Here is a 23835-nt window from a genome sequence, read left to right as displayed (position 1 = left end):
GGCCTATAAGTAAAAATACGTACCTCCGAAAAACCGATCAGGCGGAGGAGACGCATCGGCACGAATATCCATGAAAACGAAACGGCAGGGAACGAGACGCTCGCCGGCCGGAGTCGGCATCCGCATTGCAAGCATGTCCGCGATTTTAGGATAATAGCGGTCCATTTTTTTCCCGTCCCAACCGTTCCCCGCATGAAAAAACGTCTGGAGAATCTGCTACATGACGCCGTTTCCGCATTGAAAGCGAATGGCGAACTACCCGCCGATATCGATCCGACCATCATGATAGAGCGCGCCCGCGATGCGCAGCACGGCGATTTCGCCTCCAATCTGGCGATGGCCCTGGCCAAGCCCGCTCGTTGCAATCCCCGGCAACTGGCGGAAAAAATCGTCGCGGCGTTACCCCGCGATAGCGTCATCGCCAAGATCGAGATCGCCGGCCCCGGATTCATAAACTTCTTCATCGATCCCCAAGCTCAACATCGAATCGTGTCCGACATCCACGAAGCCGGACACGAGTTCGGCAAAAGCCTCGTCGGCGCGGGTCGCAAAGTGCAGGTGGAATTCGTTTCGGCCAACCCGACCGGCCCTCTGCATGTGGGACACGGCCGCGGCGCGGCTTACGGCGCGGTGGTGGCGAACCTCTTGGCCGCCGTCGGGTTCGAGGTGCATCGCGAGTACTACGTGAACGATGCCGGCCGGCAGATGGACATTCTGGCCGCCAGCGTCTGGCTCCGTTACCTGGAAGAATGCGGCGAGGTTCTCATCTTCCCGAGCAACGGCTATCGCGGCGAATACGTCAGGACGATCGCCTGGGATCTGCACAAGCAGGCGGGGGAGAAATTCAGGCGGCCGGCCGCCGAGGTCATGGCGGACATTCCGCCGGACGAGCCCCAGGGCGGCGACAAGGAAGCCCATATCGATGCGCTGGTGGCGCGCGCCAAGTCGCTGCTCGGCGACGAAGATTACCGGACCGTGTTCGACGCCGGCCTCGACAGCATCCTCGATGACATTCGCCAGGATCTGGAGGAATTCGGCGTTCATTACGACCAGTGGTTTTCGGAACGGAGCCTCTCCGATGCCGGAGCCATCGGACGGGCGCTGGAAAGACTTCAAGCGGCAGGCTATCTCTACGAGAAGGAGGGCGCGACCTGGTTCGCCTCGAGCCGCCTGGGGGACGAAAAAGATCGCGTGGTGGTCCGGGAAAACGGCCAGATGACCTACTTCGCATCCGACGTCGCTTACCATTTGAACAAACTGGAACGCGGCTTCGATCAAATCATCAACATCTGGGGCGCCGACCACCACGGCTATATCCCCCGCGTCAAAGCCGCCATCAAAGCCCTGGGCGGCGACTCCGACCGGCTCCACGTGCTGCTCGTCCAGTTCGCGGTTCTGTATCGCGGCGAGGAAAAAGTCCAGATGTCCACCCGCTCCGGGGAGTTCGTCACGCTCCGACAGCTACGCAACGAAGTGGGCAAGGACGCGGCCCGGTTCTTCTACGTCATGCGAAAATCCGACCAGCACATGGATTTCGATTTGAAGCTGGCCACGTCGAGGACCAACGAGAATCCGGTCTATTACGTGCAATACGCGCACGCGCGGATTTGCAGCGTATTCCGGCAACTGGACGAAAAAGGCTGGGAACGCGACCTGGTCGGCGGCATGAATCATCTGGATCTGTTGACCGAAGCGCACGAATCGGCCCTGATCAACACCTTGTCGCGTTATCCCGAGGTCGTCGAACAGTCGGCGTTGCAGCACGAACCGCACCATCTGGTGCATTATCTGCGCGAACTGGCGTACGAATTCCACACCTATTACAACGCACATCAATTCCTGGTAGAAGACGCGGCGCTGCGCGACGCCCGCCTCAATCTGATCGCCGCGGTCAGACAGGTGATCGGCAACGGTTTGAACTTGCTGGACGTTTCCGCCCCCGAAGCGATGTAAAGGTATGTCCAAGGACTACAAGCACAGGATTCCAGGATACCGGAAACGCAGACTTCGAGTCCCGAAACAATGGAGCTTGGCGGCGGCCGGCCTTGTCGCCACGATCGGCCTCGTCATGCATTTTTTCTCTGACGCCGACGAAGAGGAAAGCCCCAAGATATCCGAAGCCGCGACCTTGCCGGCGCCGCCGCCTCAAGTCGCCGCGATCAATCCGGACGACGGAAAGACAATTCGGCCGGAGAAAGAGGAGAAAGAAAAAAAACCGGACGCTCAGGACGAGAAAAAAACCGCCGCGAAGCCGGAGCCAAAGCCGCAGCCGGTCAAACCTCGAGAGCCGCGGTTCACCTTTTATAAAATCCTCCCCGAAAAGGAAGTCATCATTCCCGAAAGCGAGATCAAGACCATCAAGCGGGAGGAACGCCTGGGAAACCAGCCCGCCTCGGTTCTTTATCTGGTGCAGGCCGGTTCCTTCGACAATCTCCAGAGCGCCGAACAGCTAAAGGACGACTTGGCCAAGATCAGGATCAAAGCCAAGATCGAAATGATCGAGATCGAGAATTCCGCCTGGTATCGCGTCAAAATCGGCCCTTACGCCACCCTGGCCGACGCCGACAAGGTCAGGGCGTACCTGCGCAAGAAAGGCATCGACAGCATCGTGCAGAAAGCGGCGAAATGACTTGCGGGTCGGAATCTCTTGCCGACCCGCAACCGATTCCCCGAATACAGGCCGGAACAAGCGAACGGAGTTCGGCGGATCGCTTAAAGGACGACCTCGAACCCCTCGAATTGCGGATGGCCGAGATAAAGTCCTTTGCTTCCTCCGGCGCTGCCGTGAGCCCTCCGAAAAGCCTCCGATCGCGTCCAAGCCTCGAAAGCCTCTTTCGACTCCCAAACCGAATGGGAAGCGAATAACGTATGTTCTTCGTTGCTCGGGCCGCGCAGCAGATGAAACTCACGAAAACCCGGAACCTCGCTCAAATAGGTTTCGCGATTCCGCCATATCGCGACGAATTCGTTCTCCTTGCCCAGAGCGATCTTGAAGCGGTTCATGGCGATAAACATCACGGACTCATACCTCCATAATCGTTGTTTCCCCCCGTTCGGATCACGCGACCAACCGATAACACGGCTCGTAACGCACACCGGGCAACTTCATGCGGCCCTGCGCCACGAAAGCGGCCAACAGTTCGTCCAGAGGTTTCAAAATGGCCGAATCGCCGCACAGTTCGAAAGGTCCATGTTCCTCGATGGCGCGAATGCCCTCCGCCTTCACGTTTCCGGCCACGATTCCGGAAAAGGCCCGGCGCAGATTGGCCGCCAGATGGTGAGGCTCCTGCTGCCGGTGCAACTCCAAAGCGGCCATGTTCTGATGCGTCGCCAGAAACGGCGTTTGGAAATGCTGCTCGATCCTGAGCAGCCAATTGAAATAGTAAGCGTCGCCGTTCTGTTTTCGGAACTCCCGCACCAGACTGATGCCCTCTTTCATTTCTCGCGCCACTCCGGCCGGATCGTCGACGATGATCCGGTAGCACCGGCGGACGTCCCCGCCGATCGTCGAGACCATAAACCGGTCGATCAACTCGAAATAGCCGGCGCACTCGGCGGGCCCCGTCAGAATCACCGGGAAAGGGACATCCTTGTTGTCGGGATGAAGCAGGATTCCGAGGAGGTGAAGGATCTCCTCGGCCGTGCCGACGCCGCCGGGGAAGATGATGATGCCGTGCCCGAGCCTGACGAACGCTTCCAGGCGTTTTTCGATATCCGGCATGATGACCAGTTCGTTGACGATGGGATTGGGCGGCTCCGCCGCAATGATACCCGGCTCCGAAACGCCGATATAACGGGCGTCGTGTATACGCTGTTTGGCATGGCCGATGGTGGCGCCCTTCATCGGCCCCTTCATGGCTCCCGGGCCGCAGCCGGTACAGACGTTGAGCCCCCGCAACCCCAGTTCATGGCCCACCTTCTTCGTATAATCGTATTCCTCCCGGCTGATCGAGTGCCCTCCCCAGCATACGACCAAATTCGGACTGGCGTTCGTCACCAGGCAGCCGGCGTTGCGCAGAATATGAAAGACCGCGCTGGTGATGTCTTCCGATTTGCCCAGATTGAGTGCCGGATTCGATACGATCTCCGATCCGGTGAAAACGATATCCCGGAGCACCGAAAACAGATGCTCCCGTATGCCTTTGATCATTTCGCCATCGACGAAAGCCGAGGCCGGCGCATTCAACACTTCCAGCTTGATGCCGCGCTGTTGTTGCAATACGCGAATGTCAAAGTCTTTGTGTTGTTCGAGCACCAACTTGGTGTCATCGACGGCACTGCCGCAGTTCAGGACCGCCAGCGAACAACGACGGAAAAGCTCATGGAGGCCGCCCTGGCTGGTATCGAGCAGCTTTGCCACTTCCAGCTTGGACAATACCTCGAGAGTGCCTTCCGGCCTTACCTGAGCGCTGATCGTTTGCATCGCTATTCCTTTGTTAAAACCGTCCGCTGATTCGCAAAAACGATTCTGTCGTACTTTCCGAAGAAGATATTCACAGAACCTGTGGATAATTTTGTGGAGAGCGGCTCTAAAACATGTTAGAAGCCTTGCCGCTCCGTATATTTCGTTAACTTGACGAAATCTTAATCATGCCAAAAAAACGACCATAATCAATAACTTGAAAAACCGCCTCAGAACAGGCTCGGGGGCGGCGGGAGATCGAGAACGGTGACATCCGTTTGTGCATAACTTTTGAGTTATGTCAAAAATCCACCGCTTGAGTTGCGGCAAACCTCGTTCCAGGCAGGATGCTCCCGAATCAGCCTCAACGCAGCGTACAGCAAGGTTTTACCTGGTTCTCGACGGTGCCAGGTCGAGGCGCCGGAGGGGTGGGGCAAGGGTATCACATCCACCTCCAGCCCTTCCCGGCAAAGCTTATGCTGGCGTCCGACGACCTGATCCATCCTGTCTGCGACGAGAATCCGGCGGATCGCGAGCTTGCCGACCGGAATCACGAGATTGGGCCGTAGAAGCCGAAACTCGGCATCCAGCCAATCGGCGCAACGATCAATCTCCTCGGGAGCCGGGACCCGGTCGCCGCCTTTTGGATTTTTGCCGGGAAAGCAGCGGCATACCGCCGCCATGTAGACGTTGCGGCGAAAATCGTCTTCGGATAGGCCTGTCTCGGCAAACCACTTGAAGAGAGTTTTTCCGGCCGTCCATGCAAAAGGTTTTCCGAATTGTCCCTCCTTGGCCCCCGGCGCCTGGCCGATGAGAAGCACCGGCGACAACACGGCCTGCCCCATGACGACCGGCCCGATCATCCCGGCGCAACGGACGCATTGCTTCAGTGCCTCCTGATGGAGAATCAAGGCGCGCTGCCGTTCGCTCATGGACAGGCATTCATCGGGACGGTCGAGGAACATCCTTGTCCTTCCGGCTCCAAGCCAGAGTATGCAAACGCGCCAGCGTCTCTGGATCGGCAATCAAGGCGCGCTTGTCGGTGGCGGAGAGCGTTTCCGGTCCATCTTCCACCAATTGATACACCAAAGCACGCAACTGATGGCGCTGGCGCTTTTTGACCGGGCGATTGGGCAGCAGCGCCAGATGCAAGGAATACGCGCCCGGATCGGCGACGTTCAGCTCGCCTTCATTTTGCCCCCCCTCATCCTGGGCGCGGGCCAGATTTTCATGAAGCAGCTCGACGACGCGTGGCGCCTTGTATTCTTCCGGGGTCATGAAAAATCCGAGTTTCCGGGCGAGCGAGCCCACTTTGGTGCTGCTGGACAGAATCGAAATGGGAATCGCAAGAACCAGCCCGGCCAAGACCGGTATCAGCCACAGGAAAAAATCGGGCACGTACTCATAGCTCAGCCAGCCGGCGCCCAATCCGGCCAAGGTTTGCCCGCCGTGGGCCAGCGTCGCCTCCTTGATGCTCAAGCGGTGATCGCCGCGATTCTGCGGAGGCCAACCGACGCTGCGGCGCAGCAGAATGGCGACGACGAATTTGCTCTGGTACAGCATCAGCACCGGCGCCGTCAGCATGGAAAAAACGCTTTCGAAGAAGACGCTGAGAGCGGCCCGTATAACGCCGCCGTAACTCTTGGTCACTTTGGGCCGCGCCAGGAGCAGCAGGAAACTCCAGAATTTCGGCAGAAACAACATGGCCAGCGTCACCAGCAGCACCGTCGTCATCTCGACCGCGTAAGATTCCGGCCAGACCGGAAAGATGTTGTCGCCGAAGAAATAAACCGGCATGGTTTGGCTTTGCACGTACGCCTCGAAGCCGGTCAACACCAAAAACAGCAACCACAGCGGCGAGGACAGATAGGACATGATGCCCATCAGGAAATACAGGCGGCTGAGTCCGGAAAAGCCGCGGGCGAACACCATGCGCAAATGCTGTAGATTGCCCTGGCACCAGCGCCGGTCGCGCTTGGCGTAGTCGATCAGCGTGGGCGGCAGTTCCTCATAGCTGCCCTTGAGATCGGCCGCCAGCCACACCTCCCAGCCGGCCTCGCGCAACAAGGTCGCCTCGACGAAGTCATGGCTCAAAATCTCGCCGCCGAAAGGCTCCCGCCCCGGCAATTTGGGCAACCCGCAATGCTGTACGAAGGGCTGCATGCGGATGATGGCGTTGTGCCCCCAATAATTGCCGCCCGAAAGCTGCCAAAAATTGATTCCGGCAATGAAGATGTCGCTGTACAGGCTGCTCGCGAATTGCAGGATGCGGGCGAACAGCGATTTGTGGTTCACCGGCAGCGGCGGCGACTGAATCAGCGCGACCCGCGGATGGGCTTCCATCAGGTCCACCATTTTCGTCAGCGTTTCGCCGGCCATCAGGCTGTCGGCATCCAGCACGATCATGTAGCGGTAACGGCCGCCCCAGCGCCGGCAGAAGTCCTCGATGTTGCCGCTCTTGCGGGCGATGTTCTTCTCGCGGTTGCGGTAAAAGATCTTGCCGTGCGCGTTGAAGTCGCGGCACATGCGATACCAGTTTACTTCCTCCTGCATCCAGGTATCGGGCTCCCGGGTATCGCTGAGAATGAACAGTTCGAACTCATCCGCGCGACCGGTTTCGCACAGCGATTGATAGATGGCCCGGAGCCCCGCGAATACCCGCGCCGGATCTTCGTTGTAGATCGGCATCACCAATGCAGTGCGCGCCGGTTCCTGGTCGGAGGCCATATCGGCGCTCGGGGCCAGCCGCGTGATCGAACGCTTGTCGCCGCCCCGGGTCAAGCACCAGAACCCGAGCGTAGCGGTCCAGAAGGACGTGCTGATCCATAGAATCAATAAGGTATAGAGCACGAGCAGCACGATCTCCTGCGGCGTGATGCCGTTCTGCAGGAAAGCGCTCGTTATCATGGCAAGCGCCGCGAAGGCCGTCAGGGTCACCAGAGTAAAGAAAAACGTTCGCCTCAAAGTGCGGACATAGCCCGGCAGAGCGCTGACATGGGAAGACATAGCTGAAGACGTAAAAGGTTAACTGCGTTGATGAGTCGACTTGAACAACCAGAATCTCAGCGGCTGTTCGGTCATGGGGACAGGATCTTCCGGCGGCGTGGAACGGGGCAGGATCTCCTTCAGCGTTTCACCGATCTCCGGCGACAGGTCAGGATTTCCGAACAATGCGTCGCCGGCCGAGGGCCCGCCGGTCAGCAGCAAGGCTGAGCGGGCCGCCGCAATGGGGTGGGTGTCTTTGGACGGAGACAAACGCATGGCGCGGGCCAAGGCATGATCGAAACGCCGCTGCGCCTCCTCGATCGCGCGCATCAGCAGTTCGTCTCCGGCGCTCCGTCCTATCCGGCGCTGGGCACGGTTCAGGCAATCGTCGGCCAAGTCTTCGATGAGCCGCTGCCGAGACAGGCCGAGACTCCGCAGGTAATCCATCACTCGATCCCTGATTCCAGGAGGCCAGTTTTGCGGAGCGGGCTCCGGATCGCCGACCGTCGTCATTTCTTGCAAAATCCGCACTTGATTCATCGCTGGTTCCACTGGTAAACCCATGTTTCGGTGAGCGCATCCCTGCCGGATTTCAACATCGCGCGCAACTCAACCGGGTCTTTGTCCTTTTCGGGCTCCAAGTCAAAACACAGCCGCCAATTGCCATTTTCCCCGTTTTTCTGGACTACGGTATTGGTAATCTTACCCGCGGAAGCGCTCACCTCGGCTTCGACCACGGCCTTGTCGCTGAGCAGCTTGAGCGCCGGGCTGGCAAACTCGACGATGAACTTGCGATCGGAACTGTCCGGAGCCGCGGCGCCGACGCGGGTGGCGACGACTTTGCCGCCGCCCGGCGCGGTAAACTCCTCCGATTCGAAGTGCAAGCGGTAGCTATAGGTATATTCCTTGCCTTCCCCGGCCGGCTGATCGGGCACCCAAAAAGCGACCACATTGTCGTATTTTTCAGCATCGCTCGGAATCTCGATCAAATAAACCGCGCCGGGCCCCCAATCGCCCAAGGCTTCGATCCAGGCGCTGGGACGCCGATTATAGCTGGCTTCCAGATCCTGATAGTGATCGAAGTCGCGATCCCGCTGCATCAACCCGAAGCCTACCGGCTTGGTGTCCTTGAAAACGCTGATGCGAAGCTGGCGCGGATTGTTCAACGGCCGCCAGACCCATTCGCCGGTGCTTCTCCCGAGCAGCAGCCCGTCTGAATCGTGTACCTCGGGGCGGAAGTCGTCCATAAATCGGTCGGTGTTCTCGCCGTGGAAAAACATGCTGGTCAGGGGCGCAATTCCAATTCGCTCGATGCTTTGGCGAAAATAAAGATGGCTCGTCACATCCATGGTCAAATCAAGACCGGGATGAATGACGAAGCGATAAGCGCCGGTTACCCGCTGACTGTCCAGGAGAGCGTACGCCGTAAGCGAACTTGCGTCCTTGGCCGGCTTTTCGATCCAGAACTCCCTGAAAATCGGGAATTCCTCCGCCTTGGGCAAGCCGGTATCGATCGCCAGCCCGCGCGCAGACAAACCGTAGACCTGTCCCAGCCCGACCGCCCGGAAATAACTCGCGCCCAGAAAAACGGCAATCTCGTCGAAGATGTCGTCTTTCCGCAAAGGATGATGGAAACGCAGTCCGGCAAATCCGAGATCCGCAGGAAGAGGGTTGGGAAACTGGTTCTTGCCGAAGTCGAACAACTCGGGCGAATAAGCGAGGCGCGTGGCGTTTCCGTGATCCACGATATTGATGACCACGCGGTCCTTGAACATGAAGCCGCGGTGGAAAGCCTGAATCTGAAAGGGCAAATTTTCGTCGAGCCAGAGGGCTTTTTCGGGTTTGTATCGGATATCGCGGTACTGATCGTAGTCCAGTTGAGTCAGGAACTCGGGCATTCCGGCTTCGTCGCGCTGGTAAGGCTTGCGGGCCAGATCCTTCGCCTTTTGCTCCACATCGGAAAATTCGAAAGGCTTGGCTGGCGCTTTGTCGGCCGGGGGCGCGACCGGTGCGGCCGGTGCTGGAACTGCGGGTGGCGGCGCTGGCTTGCCGGACTCGGCCGACACATCATTGAAAAACAAAGGAAACAGAAAGACGACGATCCAGCTTCGAAAGCTCACAGTGTTTTTTTCCTCGGAAACGCGGTAACCAAATTTTGTGCTACGGATCAGGCTCAAATCTCTTGTACGTTCATATGCAAATTTCTTTCCCATCAGGACAGAATCTAGGCCAAACCAGCCCTAAATAGCAAAACCCACAACATTGTCAAGGCATTACTAAAAGGGCGAACACTCCCGAAACACTCGCACGATCACTTTCGTGATGGAGCATTACAGACTTCGCTTGCGAAACGGGACGTTAAAAGAATGAACTGTTTCAAATAGACTCAGTCGAGCCCCTGGGACCCTGAAAGAGGATGAGAACGCGGCGGAAACATGCCATTCGAACACAGTATAACCTGCCGCTGCATAACGAAAAATCACCCCGCCAACGCACGGCCCGAGCTGTTTCATCGGGAGCGCATACCGTTTCCGCCGCTTGCGCCGAACGGTCCGATTTCCGAAAATGCCGCGCCCGGATTTGAGAGTCTAGTGATGTTCAAGCCTGCGTTTTTGCTCGACATGGATGGCGTACTTTATCGCGGCGACCGCGCCATTCCCGAAGCGCAAACCTTTCTGCGCGCCATCGCCGATTTTCCTTACCTGCTCGTCACCAACAATTCCTCGGCCACTCCGGAAGCGTTGACCCAAAAACTGGCAAGACTCGGCTTCCCGGAAATCGATCCCGCCAGGATATTGACCTCGGCGCTCGCCACGGCGGCGTTTTTGCAAGCCGAAAAGCCGGGCTTCACCTACTTCCCGGTCGGTGGCAGCGGCTTGCACGAAGCTCTCCGCCGGTACGGAACGGAAGACGCCGCCGCCCCCGATTATGTCGTCGTGGGCGAAGGCGAAGGTTTGACTTACGAAACCCTGACGCTAGGGATCGATCGGCTGATCTGCGGAAAGGCGGCCCTGATCGGCACCAACCCCGACCCGATTCTCGACGGAACCCGGAACGGCCGAGATATCGTGCTGCCCGGCGGCGGCGCCCTGATTGCGCCATTCGCCGCCGCTGCGGGCATCGAACCGCTTTTCGTCGGCAAACCGGAGCGCTGGCTGTTTTTGGAGGCCTTGCGTCGATTAAAACGATCGGCAGGCGAGGCGATCATGATCGGAGACCGTCCGGACACCGACATTACAGGCGCCGCCCGACTGAATATCGTCACCGTACTGGTGCGAACCGGGCGGTTTCCACCGGGCGAGCCCTATCCCGACGACCTGCCCGAGCCCGATTTCGACATTGATTCATTGAGCGAACTGGACCTCGGTCGAGTGCTGCGGACAGTGCGCGAAAGGCGAGCCCGGAATCCCGAATCGATCGTTTGAAGCGACCGCCATCATGAAAAATTTAATCGTCATCCGCCATGCCGAATCCGGCCGGGGCATCCCGTCGCAAGCCGACATAGACCGTCCCTTGAGCAACCGGGGCAAACGCGATGCGCCGTTCATGGGCGGCGTATTGAAATCTCGCGGGCTTGAGCCGGATTTGATCGTGACCAGCGCGGCGAGGCGCGCGCTCGAAACCGCCGGACTGATCGCGCAAGCGGTGGGCTACGACGGCAAAGCGATTGCCGTACGCGACGCCATTTACCTGCGAGAGATACCGGCGCTGGTGGAGTTGATTCGGTCGTTCGAGGACATCCATGACCGAGCCTACCTGATCGGCCACAACCCCCGGCTCACCGAACTGATCGATCGGCTGACCGGCGAAAGCATCGGCCCCATTCCCACCTGCGGAATCGCATCCATCGAGTTCCAAGTGGATTCCTGGGCCTGCATCATGGCGAAAAGCGGCCGGCTTGCTTTCTTCAGTTATCCCGAACGGGATCTGTAGGCATTCGAGAGCTTTATCGAAACCGACACCGGCATTTATCCGGCGAGGCGGCAGGGCTACCGCGACGGTCTCGCCACACGGCAGGCGATCTATTGCGGGTGTATCCTGACATTCAGATTGGTCGAGGAAATGGCCAGGACATCGCTCCGCTCGGCGAAATCCCGCAACCGGCCTTCAGGATAGTCGGAAGGTCGTCCCAGAGCCAGCGGATAGGAAACCAGATTCTCTTCTCCCGGCTTCCCCAGAACGAATATGACGCCGCCGTATTCGTCCTGAAAGCGGGACATGCTCATTCGAAGATTGCCGCGCGACGGATCGGCAAGATAGACGCGATCTCCGGCGATACCCCGCAATATGGCGAAATGGTGATACCCAAACGGATGTACGTAGACGAGAACGGGAGCAACAAGCTGTCTCAACTGATCGATCGTCAATTGGAAACCCGCGGCGCGATAGCCTTTTTCCTGAGCCACCCGCTTGAGATCAAGCAGCGAGAAACCGATCATTTTCTTGTGCGCCCATTGCTCCTTGGTCAGATTGGCCAAAAGCGCGCTGAGACGAACGAGCAGGTCTCTCTCCGTAACGTCGTCTCCAAAGTAGTACCGCATCAGGGTAGCCAAGGCCGCGGCACCGCAAGAGTAATCGAGTTGCTGCTTGACGACATACTGGTCGCGGAGTTCGATCAGCGTGTGCCGCCTCACGGCGGGAACATCCCCCTGGCCGGCCAAGACGACGCGATCCGCGACCGCACACAGCATCAACGCCCAAACGATCAATCGGCTAACCTTTGCCATCCCGTTCAAACCTTATACCAAAGAATATCTATTTTTACACCATAACCCTAAATGCGCGAAAGGGTTTTGATATTCGCGACTTGATTGCACTGGGATTTGCAAGTTTGCATTAACAATATGGATCTATCGACCTGATTTTCTTTAACGGCGCCTTCCGATGCGCCCGTTTTCGCGTCTTTCAGAAGGGTCGCGGCCTGCGACAGGTAAACTTGCTTTAGAATCTCTATCCGCTTCGACTCGGGATTTGTGAGCGCCTGCGATACCAGGTTACCCAGGTTCGATACATTCGTATCTAGTTTTATAATCGTATGTAACGCAGAATCGTTCGGCTTCGGCACATTCGGATCGTACGCCTTGATTTCCTGCACCGCCGGCTTGTTCGGCTTCACCGCAGTTACGGCGTATTTATTAAACTCCCGTATCACCAGATTATTCGGCTTCGACAAACCCAAATTTCGTTTTACGACCGTCAAAGACATCGCGTTACGCAGCCTTAACACGAGCCCTGAAAGATCCAGCCCTCCTTCCACCCGATCAAGCTCGCTGTCCTCCATCATGGAAGACGCGATAATACTTTCTTGCTGCGACAGTTTATCCAACGCATGAAAACCGGACTTGCCGTAGGCAGATGCCATAGATAACAGAGCGGCCGATGCCAAACCACTTAATATGAATGACTTTTTCATATGCGTCTCCATGATTTTTTGATCGATCCATCGTTTTTCAAAAAAGCCATGGTTTGTTATTTTTTTTAAGACATGGCAACGCGCCAAGCGAAGGTATATCGATTTGCCAGAGGATAACCGGCAACCAACACATCACAAAAGAACGTTGAAAGTTGAAAAAACCAAATGCCGGGCGGACGTTCGCCGCCTTCTCGACTCCCGGTCTTTCGACCAAAAAGGCGGGAGGCCGAATGACCGCCCCCCCGCCCTATTCTTTCGGCTTTAATTACTGGCGTACACGAACATAACGAGACTGATTAACAATGGACTGATTCGTGTCCTGATCGATATGCTGCCTGGCGTTTCCGAGCAAAGCCAGATTAACTGCGGTAATCGTGGGCACGGCTACGTTAAGATTAAGGGTGGTGTCCAACAAACCGCCTTCGACGGAGGCGAGTTGCCCTTCGGTCATCGGGGCAAGGCTAGAAACCTTCCCCAGAGCACGGAAGTCGTTATCTGCCAGCGCAGGGCCGGCAACCATAACGGAAGACAATACAGCAGCCAATGCATAAGATTTCATAATCGAACTCCTTTCCATATCTTGCATAATGAACTCATCCTTACTGCCGCGCCCTCACCTCAAGACGGCGCGAAGCAAGATCGCACTACCAAACTCCTTTTTGCTCCGGCCATATCCTTATGGCCGATATCCATTAAGCAGATTTCGTGCCATCATTGATCAAAACATTCCGGCAGCGCCGTATCGCATTGTTATCTAAAGCTTTTACAAATCAAAATCGCTTCTCGCGCCGTCCGCGGCGGTCTGATCGAGCCTGATCGCTCCCGTACCGCCGATTTTGAAACCGGAATCTTTACGTTTTTGAAAAAGGCAAATCCGAATCTTTTCTTGACTTATTGAGCCGCACCGTTTCGGATCTTTTCAAGCCGAACCAGAAAAGCAAAACAACCGATTCGGATTTCAAGCGAGGATCGTCCCGGCTCCGCGAAATCCAATAATTACACGCGATATTTTCACCAAAAATATTACAACGATGTCCAATGCAACTCGACCGGCCATATAGGACATGTTCACCTCGATTATATCGGTATAACCAAAACGATAGCCGGCCGTACCATTTGTGTTAATTTTCCGACATATCCGGCATTATCCAGAGCAGACCGGTCAATCCTCATAAACAATGCGTAATACTACCGATTCCGACCAGGTTTTAACTTTTTGTCATTACCACTTTCCAGACCAAGCTCGTGCAGATTCAACCCATTGATCCACAAGCATGTTTTACGCATAAGATATATTTAAATTTTTGAAAAAAAAGTCTATACGATACCTTAATTGCAAATCGGACCGTGAGCGGACATGATGGGCGCGTTACCCGCTATCGGGCACCTCGAAAAACCGACTCCGTTCAGGCTTCGACCGGCTCGGTACGAACGGAACCGATTGATCTAACGGGAACCGTTCACTCTGAGCCTGTCGAAGAAGTGATTTTTCGAGGCGCTCTATCGCAAAGCGCAGGCAAAATAACTGCGCCACGAAAGCGCCGAGGAAAACCGGCGGCGCACTTGCCTGCGAGCCTCCCCCGCGAAATACGGATCGAGGAGAACGGGTCGAACCCAGGAAGGGCTTGCTCTTGCTCGGCATTCCGGCGCCGGGCCGCCATGACCCTATAAGCCGGAACAAGCCGTGATTACTTTTGAATTTTGATATTGTGCTTTTTGATCAACCGGTAAAGTGTGACATGGGATACCCCCAGGATATGGGCGGCCGTCACCACGCTGTCGCCGGCCTGAGCCAACACTCGGTCGAGTATGTCCTTTTCCGCCTGATCCTTGAACGCTTTCAGGTTCAGGGTGAGCGGCTGCGGCGAGCACTCCTCCAGGCCGAGGTCGGCTGGCGTAATATAAATATCGTCACACATGACCAGCGCGCGCTCTACACGATTTTTCAATTCGCGCACGTTTCCGGGCCAGTTGTGATGGCGCATGATCTTTAAGGCGCGCCGGCTGAACTGCCGCGCCTTGCAAGCGTTTTCCTTCTTGAAATTGTTGAGAAAGTACTCCGCGAGCAGTTCGATATCGTAGGCTCGCTCCCGCAAAGGCGGCATGGCGACTCTCAAGACGTTGAGCCGATAATAGAGATCTTCTCTGAAGCGGCCTTTGCGGACAGCTTCCTCGAGGTCGACATGGGTTGCCGAAATGATTCGGACGTCGACGGCGATCTCTTCGTGGCCGCCGACCCGATAAATGGTTTTCTGCTGGAGAAAGCGGAGAAGATTGGCTTGCAAATCGAGCGGCAGTTCGCCGGCTTCGTCGAGAAAAAGAGTGCCTCCCGCCGCTTTTTCGATGAACCCCAGCTTGCGCTGATGAGCGCCGGTAAAGGCGCCTTTCTCATAGCCGAACAGTTCCGATTGGATCAGATTGGACGGCAGCGCGGCGCAGTTGACGGCGACAAAGGGACCGCCGGAACGGGGCGAATGCTTGTGTATGGCCAGCGCAGCCAATTCCTTGCCGGTCCCGCTCTCTCCCGTAATCAAAACCGGCAAGTCGTAAGACAGAACTTTGTCGATACTGTGGAAAACCCGTCTCATGGCGGGACTCGATCCTATCAACTCGTTCTTGCTGACCCATTCATTTTCCCGAGAAAATATCTTCCTCTTGACTCCCGCCATTCCCGAGGCGTGGCCGAGCGTAATCTTTAGCCTATCGATATCGAAAGGCAAGGTATGATAATCGTGAAAATACTCGGCAATAAGCCGGCAGACGGCCTCGTTTTCCATGGACGAGGAAGAAACCAAGGCCACCCATTGTATGGACGTTACCTCGGGATCATAAAAAATATCGCCGATAATGCGCCGGAAGAAATTTTCGTCGAACGGCTCGAACTGAATAAGCCCAACGCGAAACTTGCCGGTATTCAACAGATGCCGAGCTTTTGAGGGATCGTTCGCTACGTGAATTTCCCCGTCCACCGCGCTTTTTATCGATAAAACCGAGTCGTCTGCTGCCGGTTTTGGGGCGAGATAAAGAACGTTAATGCCTTCCATGCAATCTTCCCAATCTTGCGATCCATGCAAGCCTTGGCTAAGAAAAAGATCAAAGCCGATAAAGGGGATGCCGTTCAATTCATCCGATCCGGGCAATCATTTTGCGATATAAGTTATAGCGCTCCGGCAAATGCCATGAATATTCACAACCGCTCTACGCCACAGACGAATATCTCCGGCCATGACGTAGGTTCGCGGAACCAAAACCAACTGTCGTATCGATTTCCTTTACGCCCAAGCCCCGATCATCGGAAAAACGGCAACGGATACTGCCCATCAAACCGGTACGGTACATTGATGCCCGCAAAAAAGTCCGTGGCCTCCTCGGTCAATCCGAAATTGACGAAAGGTTCCAAGTACAGGCCTTTGGTCACCTGTACGGTCACGGAGAAATTGAGCGAATCGATATCCCGGCCGGAACCCGTAATCTCTCCGAAACCTTTCTGCTTGGTCCGGCCCACCGCGGCGCCGTTCAAGGATGTGGAGAAACTGACGCGGTCGTTCAGCGAGAACCCCATGCCGAAGGCATAGAGAACCTGGTCGCCCGGATCGTACCCGCCTTTTTCGAGGACGGCGTTATACCCTAGAGAACCGAAGAAAACCACCGGATCGATGGTTTTGACGAGAGATACGGTGCCTCCGATATTCCAAAATCCGGTTCCTAAGAACAGATTCTCATGGCCGGTATCGGATTTGACGTTCAAGCTTAAAGTCGTCTCCGGAATAAAGCCCTCTTCATGCAAGGCGCCCCATCTCAGGCTGCCGCTGACATCTCCCAGCCCCGAGCCGTCGCCGCGAATGAAACCGCGAGTGTAGCCTGGAGGCGGAGGTTCCACGGCCGTACTCGGATCGAGCTCTCGTTCGGCGAAAGTAAATGGAACGGACAGATCCAACTCCAGATCGTCGATCAGGCCGTAGCGAAACAAGACGCCGGCGCCGGCCGTTTTGAATTTCAATTTATACGGCGATATTTCCACCGTGTCGTGAGCATAAGTCGCGCTGAACTCGACCTGAAGATCGCCTTTCTTGAACAAAACCTTCTGCGACCTCAGGAACTGGTCGAGTTCCCTCTTGGCCTCCTCGGCCTCTTTTTCGCGGTTTCCCTCCTGCAACCCCATTTCCGTCAGCGGTTTTCTGGGCGCCGGGGAAGGCGTTTCCGCTTGCGCCGTCGTGGTCTTCTCTCCTTCCTTTTGCTCGGGCGCGCTTGCCGCCGCGGCCTTCTTTTCCTCTTTCTGCTCGGGCGCGCTTGCCGCCGCCTCCTCGGGTTTCTGCGCTTGTGGTTGTCCTAACGATTTTTGCACCCACGCTTCGTTGTTCATGAGGAACTGGACCTGAGATTTCAGCGACTCGACTTCCTGTTTCAGTTTTTCGTACTCGCTTCGCGGGACGGTATCCTCAGCCGCCGACTTCGTACGGGCATGGGAAACACTGCCGTTCGCGAGTGCGAGAAAGAAAACCCCACATATGAAAATCTTGCTTTTTTTTATCATTATCACTTCCTTGCTGGCTGCCGATCGTCAGATCAGCAGGAAACGTTGATGGAACGATGCTGGAAAGAAGCTCGAAACATGGCGCTCGGCGCGCCGGCAGGATGGCGGAAAGAGGCCTACGAGCGATGCGTCGCCACGGGCCGACCCGCCGCGTGAAATTTCCACACGTCAGACAAGTATTTTCGGAGAGTTTGTGCCGGAATCCGTCGATATCCGATAGATACCGGGCCAGAAATCGGGGAGATGGGTCAAATATCGAGTAAGTACCGTCTATCGTGTACAGCGTGACGGCCTCGAATGCTCGATCAGATCGGATTGCGGGCCTAAAGTACACTATGCTTCCTCCTTGAACTCGATACCGCCGCGACAAGGCGCGGCTTTCTGCAAAGTGTGTCGCTCGGACAGCCTAGAGCATGCTCGTAAGCTGTCGTAAAGGCTACCTGCCGGTGCCCGATTAGTCAACGCTTATCCAAGGGAAATGAGTCGCTTATGGCCATGCGCCTCGCCCGGAACCGGCCGCGCCGATCAAGCCGGGAGACTAAGGTATGACGGTTTCTCAAGCTTGACCCGATGTGATCGCTTTCGATTCGTGGCAGACTGTTGATCGAGATCCCCCCTGAAGGGCACTTCGACCCGCTCAGTGCGAACGGCTCTAATCGGATCGATCGGTTCCGTTCGTGCCGAGCCGGTCGAAGCCTGAACGGGGTCGGTTTTTCGAGGTGCCCTAAAGCAAACCGGGAGATATTCGGACCCTTGCTCAAAATCTTCATTTCAGCGTTCGTTACCGCGCTGGTTTGGTCGGCTGCACAGCCCTACAGTGGCGTCATCTGGCTTTTGGATGCGATCCCCGCCTTGGCCGCAGGCGTTGCCGTGCTCGTCGCGCACCGCCATTTCGCGCTCACGCCCCTCGCCAGCAGCTCGATCTTGGTTTTGTGTCTGTTGATCTTGGTCGGCGCCCATTACTCGTTTGGCAAAGTGCCTCTTTTCGATTGGCTCAAACCGCCATTTGGAACCCAGCGAAACCATTTCGACAAGCTGGCTCACTTCTTTCAGGGATTTTCGCCTGCGATCGTTTTGCGGGAGATTTTCATCCGTTTCGGCGTCTTTCGGGATCGGCGCTGGCTGGCCCTCGTCGTTCCGGCGCTGTGTCTTGCGCTCAGCGCCGCTTATGAGCTGTTCGAATGGGTCATCGCACTGATCTTGAAAGACGATGCGCTGGATTTCCTGGCGATCCAGGGCGACTTCTGGGATGCTCAGTCCGACATGGCCGCGGCGTTATCGGGAGCCGTCATCGCGCAAATCCTGTTGAGCCGGTGGCACGACCGGCAAATCGGCCGGATCGGTTGATGCCTCGTTCGGCACGCCTGCCTGCCACGGAGCGCTCATGAAGATCCGGTTATCGATCATCATTCCCGTTCTGAACGAGGTGGAGACGATCCGCGAGACTTTATCCCGACTGTGGCCTCTAAGAAATCGAGGAGCCGAGATCATCGTCGTCGACGGAGGAAGCGCCGACGGGAGTCTCGCCCTGGCTCGGGATCTGGCGTCACGGGCCATACCGGCGCCTCAGGGACGCGCGACGCAAGTGAATGCCGGAGCCCTCGCAGCGACCGGAGACTATCTGTTGTTTCTCCATGTCGACACCCGATTGCCTGAGAATACCGATCTCGTACTGACGAAAGTCTTGCAGGCGGGCGCCGCGTGGGGACGTTTCGACGTGCGGCTATCCGGGGATCGGCCGTTATTTCGCGCGATCGAAACGCTGATGAACTGGCGCTCCCGGTTGACCGGCATAGCGACCGGAGACCAGGCCATATTCGTGCGGCGGGACGTGTTCGAAGAAGTCGGCGGGTTTCCGGAAATCCCCCTCATGGAAGATATCGCGCTGAGCGAGCGGTTGAAACGAATCGCTCGCCCGGCCTGCCTTCGGGAGCGGGTGGTGACATCCAGCCGGCGCTGGGAACGGAACGGAACGGTGCGTACCATCCTCCTCATGTGGAAATTGCGATTGCTCTATTTCCTCGGCATCGATCCGGCGCGGCTGGCGACCTTGTACCATGACTGAAACGCTCGTTCGCCTCGTTTTTTTTCTCGGCATGCTCGGCCTGATGCTGCTGTGGGAATGGCGGCGGCCCTTCCGGACATTTCCCGAGGGCAAGGCACGCCGACTCGCACGGCACCTCGGCCTGACGACTCTCAACGCCTCCGCCGCACGCATCTCGAGCGGCGGAGGCGCGTATTTGGCGGCCGAATTCGCGCTCGATCGCGACTGGGGCTTGTTCAACCAGCTCGACCTGCCTTACGGCCTATCCTTCGCCGCGGGCTTGATCCTGCTCGACTTTGCCGTTTACCTTCAGCACGTTGCCTTCCACCGGATTCCACCGTTCTGGCGGCTGCATAAGATTCACCATCTCGACCTCGGGTTCGATACGACCACGGCCATACGTTTTCATCCTCTGGAAATCGTGCTCTCGACCTACTACAAAATGGCTTTGGCCATCGCTTTCGGGCTGTCGCCGCCGGTCGTTCTGATCTTCGAGATAGTGTTGAATGCCTGCGCCCTGTTCAATCATGGAAACGCGCGCATTCCCGAGCCTTGGGAAAAGAGAGTCCGGCGGTTTCTCATCACCCCGGACATGCATCGCATTCACCATTCCGCCTACAAGCCGGAAACCGACAGCAATTTCGGATTTTCCGTGCCGTTTTGGGATAAGCTGTGCGGCACCTATCGCGAGGCGCCGCATCTGGGTCAGGAAGGCATGGAGATCGGCCTCGAAGAACAACGCGATCCCAAACTGCTAGACTTTTGGCGGTTGTTGGTTTTGCCATTCCGCTGAAGCATGCCGGACTACCGTTTTCCGCTGGCCGTCGTGGCCGTGATGGCCAAGGCGCCGATTTCGGGCCGGGTCAAAACCCGGCTGATACCGGCCCTGGGCGCGGCAGGCGCAACCCGGTTGCATACCGCCCTGCTCCGCAAAACGGGCCGCGAGATGTTGCGCGCGAATTTGTGCCCGGTTCGAATCTGGTGCGCTCCCGACATCGACCACCCCGAATTCGCCGGCTTGAAGGCGCAAGGAGCGATGCTGAAAGCGCAATGCGGGGGCGATCTCGGCGCGCGCATGGCCTACGCGGCGCGCGAGGCGCTCGATACGGCAAGCCAGGTCGTCATCGTCGGCACCGATTGTCCCGCGCTCGATTCCGGGTATGTGGAAAGCGCCATCACCGCTTTGCTGAACGGGAACGATGCGGTCATCGGCCCCGCCGAGGACGGCGGCTACTGCTTGCTCGGACTGAGCCGGACCGACGACCGATTGTTCGAAAACATGCCCTGGGGCGGAAACCTGGTGCTGGCAGAGACGCGGCGGCGGCTCGCCACGCTGCGCTGGCGCTGGTCGGAACTTCCCTCGCTGTGGGACGTCGACCGGCCCGAGGACTTGCGGCGGCTCGAAAGCCTGGGCCTGCATGAGAGATGTCGTGAAAAACCGTAGCGATCGGGCGGTCGGCAAAGGGCGCACCGTCCCGTCCCGCGAGCTGACGAGGGAAAAACTTTTGCGTCCCCCTCCTGATCCGGCTAGACTTTTGCGCCCGCAACAGGCTCACCACTATGCACATTGGCCCGTATCGACTGGCTAACAGCTTGATTTTAGCTCCCATGGCCGGCGTAACCGACCGCCCCTTCCGAATGCTGTGCCGCCGTTACGGCGCCGCTCTCGCCGTGTCGGAGATGGTGTCCGCCAACCCTGCCCTGCGCAACGATTACAAAACCCTGCGGCGGAGCGATCATGCCGGAGAACCGGAACCCCGCGCCGTGCAGATCCTCGGCAACGACCCGCAGGACATGGCCGAAGCGGCGCGAATCAACGTCGACCGCGGCGCGCAGATCATCGACATCAATATGGGTTGTCCGGCCAAGAAAGTGTGCCACAAGGCCGCAGGGTCGGCACTCCTCAAGGACGAACGCCTGGTCGCACGGATTTTGGAAGCGGTCGTCGAAGCAGTAGAGGTACCGGTCACCTTAAAAATACGCACCGGCTGGGATCACGACCATCGTAACGCGGTCGCCATCGCGAAAATCGCCGAGAATGCAGGCATCCGCGCCATCGCGGTTCATGGGCGCACCCGCGCCTGCGGCTTTTCCGGCCAGGCCGAATACCTTACAATTCGCCAGGTCAAGCAGACTGTCGGCATCCCCGTGATCGCCAACGGCGATGTCGCTTCGCCGGAGCAAGCGTCGGCCGTTCTCGAACTCACCGGCGCCGATGCCGTCATGATCGGCCGCGCCGCTCTCGGAAACCCTTGGTTGTTTCGCCGTATCGACCGTTTCCTAAGCGGAAGCGGCGAGTCCGGCTCGCCCGGCACACAGGAAGTGCGGGACGTTATTTTGGAGCATCTCGAGGAACTTTATGCATTCTACGGCGAACATCTCGGAGTGCGGATCGCACGCAAGCACGTCGGTTGGTACCTGAGCCATCTTTCCTGCCCGCCGGATTTCGGCCCGCTGTTCAACATTCAAGACGGTGCCAATCAGCAACTGGATTTAATAAACCAACTGTTCAACGAAGAAAGTCGGAAATTGGCTGCATGAAAGCACAAGCAAGGAATATCGAGGCCATGATCAGCGCCGTCGAGATCAAAACCGATGCCACCCTGCTTTTGAGCGATCACGTGCGCGTGACTTTGATGCGCTACTTTGCTCAGCTCGACGGGCATGAGGCCACGGATCTCTATGCCATGGTCATCAGCGAAGTGGAAAAACCTTTGATCGAGACCGTATTGGAGCAATGCGGCCATAACCAGAGCAAGGCCGCGCTGGTGCTCGGCGTGAGCCGCAGCACTTTGCGCAAGAAAATGCTTCAGTACGGCATCGAATAGTCTTTTTCGGCATTTTTCAACGGCAGCAGCCCAATCAGACGTCTTATGAAAACCAAAGTATCCCGAGTTCTCGTCAGCGTGTCCGATAAAACCGGACTTGTGGAATTTTGCCGGGAATTAGCCGCCCTCGGAATCGAGATCCTATCATCGGGCGGTACCGCCGCGCTTTTGCGCGAAAACGGCATCGCCGCCGTGGAAGTATCCGATTACACCGGTTTCCCCGAAATGATGGGCGGCCGAATCAAGACCCTGCACCCCAAGATTCATGGCGGCATTCTCGGGCGCCGAGGGATCGACGAAGACGTGATGGCGCAACACGGCATCTCCGCCATCGATCTGGTGGTCGTCAATCTTTACCCCTTCGAGCAGACCGTCGCCAAGCCGGACTGCGAACTCGCCGAAGCCATCGAAAACATCGACATCGGCGGTCCCGCCATGATCCGTGCGGCCGCCAAGAATCACGAATCGGTCGGCGCCGTTGTCGATCCGGCCGATTACCCGCGGGTTCTCGGGGAACTTCGGGCGCAAGCCGGCTGTCTCTCCGACGAAATGCGATTCGAACTGGCGATCAAAAGCTTTCGGCACACCGCGGCCTATGACGCCGCCATCGCGGCTTATCTCGATAAAGTCGAAGGCTCCGAACCGTTTCCCGATCCGCTCGTGATGCGCTTCCGCAAAGCCCAGGCGATGCGCTACGGGGAAAATCCGCACCAGAAAGCGGCCTTCTACGTGGAACCCGGCGCCCCAAGCGGCACCGTCGCCACGGCGAAGCAACTGCAAGGCAAGGAACTCTCCTACAACAATATCGCCGACGCGGACGCGGCGCTCGAGTGCGTCAAGACTTTCACCGATACGCCCGCCTGCGTCATCGTCAAGCACGCCAATCCGTGCGGCGTCGCGCAGGGCGCGACATTGTCGGAAGCCTATGATCGCGCCTACGCCACCGACCCGACCTCCGCGTTCGGCGGCATCATCGCCTTCAATCAGGCGCTGGACGCACAGACCGCCCGCGCCATCGTCGAAAGACAGTTCGTGGAAGTCATCGTCGCGCCCCGGTTCGACGAAGAAACGCTTCGAATTTTGAGCGGAAAAGCCAACGTGCGGGTTTTGGAATCCGGTCCCTGGCCGAACGTTCCCGCGGCCGAGTGGGATTTCAAGCGCGTATCGGGAGGACTTCTGGTACAAGACCGGGATTTGGGCGTTATTAGCCGGGAAGATTTGCGCATCGTCACGCAACGCGCGCCCACCGAGGACGAGATGGCCGATCTCCTGTTCGCCTGGAAAGTGGTCAAATACGTCAAATCCAACGCCATCGTCTATTGCAAGAATCGCCGGACCATCGGCATAGGCGCGGGACAAATGAGCCGCGTCTATTCGGCGCGCATCGCCGCCATCAAAGCCGCCGACGAAGGGCTCGCCGTCCAAGGCTCGGTGATGGCTTCGGACGCGTTCTTCCCGTTCCGCGACGGGGTGGATTCGGCCGCCGCCGCCGGAATCACCGCCGTCATTCAGCCGGGCGGCTCGGTGCGCGATCCGGAAGTGATCGCGGCCGCCGACGAACACGGCATGGCCATGGTGTTTACCGGCATGCGGCATTTCCGCCATTGAGATAGTTTCTTTTCACGAATT

The 23835-nt window shown here is 57.5% G+C and carries 22 protein-coding genes; 11 read left to right on the top strand and 11 right to left on the bottom strand.

Going from position 1 to position 23835, the window contains the following annotated elements:
- Positions 1 to 192 precede the first annotated feature (192 nt).
- Positions 193 to 1953 (top strand): arginine--tRNA ligase, encoded by a 1761-nt coding sequence (gene argS, locus ACWJKU_RS01640; RefSeq protein ID WP_454145290.1) that lies wholly within the window; start codon positions 193 to 195, stop codon positions 1951 to 1953.
- Between the two features lie 115 nt (positions 1954 to 2068).
- Positions 2069 to 2629 (top strand): SPOR domain-containing protein, encoded by a 561-nt coding sequence (locus tag ACWJKU_RS01635; protein WP_454145289.1) that lies wholly within the window; start codon positions 2069 to 2071, stop codon positions 2627 to 2629.
- A gap of 83 nt (positions 2630 to 2712) precedes the next feature.
- On the opposite strand, the gene ACWJKU_RS01630 is transcribed toward ACWJKU_RS01635, so the two are convergent.
- The 6 genes from ACWJKU_RS01630 to ACWJKU_RS01605 form a co-directional block, all read right to left on the bottom strand.
- Positions 2713 to 3015: an antibiotic biosynthesis monooxygenase family protein gene (locus tag ACWJKU_RS01630; protein WP_454148003.1), complete on the bottom strand. Its 303-nt coding sequence runs from the start codon at positions 3013 to 3015 to the stop codon at positions 2713 to 2715.
- 43 nt (positions 3016 to 3058) lie between these two features.
- Positions 3059 to 4423 carry a nucleotide 5'-monophosphate nucleosidase PpnN gene (gene ppnN / locus ACWJKU_RS01625; RefSeq protein WP_454145288.1) on the bottom strand — a complete coding sequence of 455 codons (1365 nt, stop codon included), beginning with the start codon at positions 4421 to 4423 and terminating at the stop codon, positions 3059 to 3061.
- A gap of 275 nt (positions 4424 to 4698) precedes the next feature.
- Entirely contained in the window at positions 4699 to 5367 is a 669-nt protein-coding gene (locus ACWJKU_RS01620) for a uracil-DNA glycosylase family protein (protein ID WP_454145287.1), read from the bottom strand.
- A complete protein-coding gene (mdoH, locus tag ACWJKU_RS01615; RefSeq protein WP_454145286.1) occupies positions 5345 to 7408 on the bottom strand; it encodes a glucans biosynthesis glucosyltransferase MdoH in 2064 nt (687 codons plus the stop codon). The genes ACWJKU_RS01620 and mdoH overlap by 23 nt, the downstream gene beginning before the upstream one ends.
- An 18-nt stretch (positions 7409 to 7426) precedes the next feature.
- A complete protein-coding gene (locus tag ACWJKU_RS01610; RefSeq protein WP_454145285.1) occupies positions 7427 to 7927 on the bottom strand; it encodes a hypothetical protein in 501 nt (166 codons plus the stop codon).
- Positions 7924 to 9507, bottom strand: coding sequence for a glucan biosynthesis protein (locus ACWJKU_RS01605; protein WP_454145284.1), 1584 nt, complete (start codon positions 9505 to 9507; stop codon positions 7924 to 7926). The genes ACWJKU_RS01610 and ACWJKU_RS01605 overlap by 4 nt, the downstream gene beginning before the upstream one ends.
- Positions 9508 to 9981: 474 nt before the next feature.
- Here ACWJKU_RS01605 and ACWJKU_RS01600 point away from each other — a divergent pair, with 474 nt between their 5' ends.
- Together ACWJKU_RS01600 and ACWJKU_RS01595 are read left to right on the top strand one after the other, a co-directional pair.
- Positions 9982 to 10812 carry an HAD-IIA family hydrolase gene (locus ACWJKU_RS01600; RefSeq protein ID WP_454148001.1) on the top strand — a complete coding sequence of 277 codons (831 nt, stop codon included), beginning with the start codon at positions 9982 to 9984 and terminating at the stop codon, positions 10810 to 10812.
- Positions 10813 to 10825: 13 nt separating this feature from the next.
- On the top strand, positions 10826 to 11320 hold the full coding sequence (locus ACWJKU_RS01595; protein WP_454145283.1) for a SixA phosphatase family protein: 495 nt from the start codon (positions 10826 to 10828) through the stop codon (positions 11318 to 11320).
- An 89-nt stretch (positions 11321 to 11409) separates the two neighbouring features.
- Here ACWJKU_RS01595 and ACWJKU_RS01590 read toward each other — a convergent pair whose 3' ends face one another.
- From ACWJKU_RS01590 to ACWJKU_RS01570, 5 genes are all read right to left on the bottom strand, one after another.
- Positions 11410 to 12114 carry a C39 family peptidase gene (locus tag ACWJKU_RS01590; RefSeq protein WP_454145282.1) on the bottom strand — a complete coding sequence of 235 codons (705 nt, stop codon included), beginning with the start codon at positions 12112 to 12114 and terminating at the stop codon, positions 11410 to 11412.
- Between the two features lie 47 nt (positions 12115 to 12161).
- Positions 12162 to 12800 carry a hypothetical protein gene (locus ACWJKU_RS01585; RefSeq protein ID WP_454145281.1) on the bottom strand — a complete coding sequence of 213 codons (639 nt, stop codon included), beginning with the start codon at positions 12798 to 12800 and terminating at the stop codon, positions 12162 to 12164.
- A gap of 265 nt (positions 12801 to 13065) precedes the next feature.
- Positions 13066 to 13359, bottom strand: a complete 294-nt coding sequence (locus ACWJKU_RS01580; protein ID WP_454145280.1) for a hypothetical protein — start codon at positions 13357 to 13359, stop codon at positions 13066 to 13068.
- Positions 13360 to 14488: 1129 nt separating this feature from the next.
- The gene (locus ACWJKU_RS01575) at positions 14489 to 15844 is read right to left on the bottom strand and encodes a sigma 54-interacting transcriptional regulator (RefSeq protein ID WP_454145279.1); all 1356 of its coding nucleotides are present in this window, start codon (positions 15842 to 15844) and stop codon (positions 14489 to 14491) included.
- Positions 15845 to 16089: 245 nt separating this feature from the next.
- A complete protein-coding gene (locus ACWJKU_RS01570) occupies positions 16090 to 17334 on the bottom strand; it encodes a transporter (protein WP_454145278.1) in 1245 nt (414 codons plus the stop codon).
- A 753-nt stretch (positions 17335 to 18087) separates the two neighbouring features.
- Between ACWJKU_RS01570 and ACWJKU_RS01565 the strand changes: the two genes are divergently transcribed.
- From ACWJKU_RS01565 to purH, 7 genes are all read left to right on the top strand, one after another.
- Complete coding sequence (locus ACWJKU_RS01565) at positions 18088 to 18681, top strand: DUF2238 domain-containing protein (protein WP_454145277.1); 594 nt, start codon at positions 18088 to 18090, stop codon at positions 18679 to 18681.
- A 37-nt stretch (positions 18682 to 18718) separates the two neighbouring features.
- The gene (locus ACWJKU_RS01560) at positions 18719 to 19399 is read left to right on the top strand and encodes a TIGR04283 family arsenosugar biosynthesis glycosyltransferase (RefSeq protein WP_454145276.1); all 681 of its coding nucleotides are present in this window, start codon (positions 18719 to 18721) and stop codon (positions 19397 to 19399) included.
- Positions 19392 to 20171, top strand: a complete 780-nt coding sequence (locus ACWJKU_RS01555) for a sterol desaturase family protein (protein WP_454145275.1) — start codon at positions 19392 to 19394, stop codon at positions 20169 to 20171. The genes ACWJKU_RS01560 and ACWJKU_RS01555 overlap by 8 nt, the downstream gene beginning before the upstream one ends.
- A gap of 3 nt (positions 20172 to 20174) precedes the next feature.
- Complete coding sequence (locus tag ACWJKU_RS01550) at positions 20175 to 20822, top strand: TIGR04282 family arsenosugar biosynthesis glycosyltransferase (RefSeq protein WP_454145274.1); 648 nt, start codon at positions 20175 to 20177, stop codon at positions 20820 to 20822.
- Positions 20823 to 20938: 116 nt separating this feature from the next.
- Positions 20939 to 21919 (top strand): tRNA dihydrouridine synthase DusB, encoded by a 981-nt coding sequence (dusB, locus tag ACWJKU_RS01545; protein WP_454145273.1) that lies wholly within the window; start codon positions 20939 to 20941, stop codon positions 21917 to 21919.
- Positions 21916 to 22206 (top strand): helix-turn-helix domain-containing protein, encoded by a 291-nt coding sequence (locus ACWJKU_RS01540; RefSeq protein ID WP_454145272.1) that lies wholly within the window; start codon positions 21916 to 21918, stop codon positions 22204 to 22206. Before dusB ends, ACWJKU_RS01540 begins: the two co-directional genes overlap by 4 nt.
- A gap of 45 nt (positions 22207 to 22251) precedes the next feature.
- A complete protein-coding gene (gene purH / locus ACWJKU_RS01535) occupies positions 22252 to 23814 on the top strand; it encodes a bifunctional phosphoribosylaminoimidazolecarboxamide formyltransferase/IMP cyclohydrolase (protein WP_454145271.1) in 1563 nt (520 codons plus the stop codon).
- Positions 23815 to 23835 lie beyond the last annotated feature (21 nt).

The sequence above is a fragment of the Methylocaldum sp. MU1018 genome, assembly GCF_053646775.1.
This window is presented reverse-complemented; position numbering and strand designations above follow the sequence as displayed.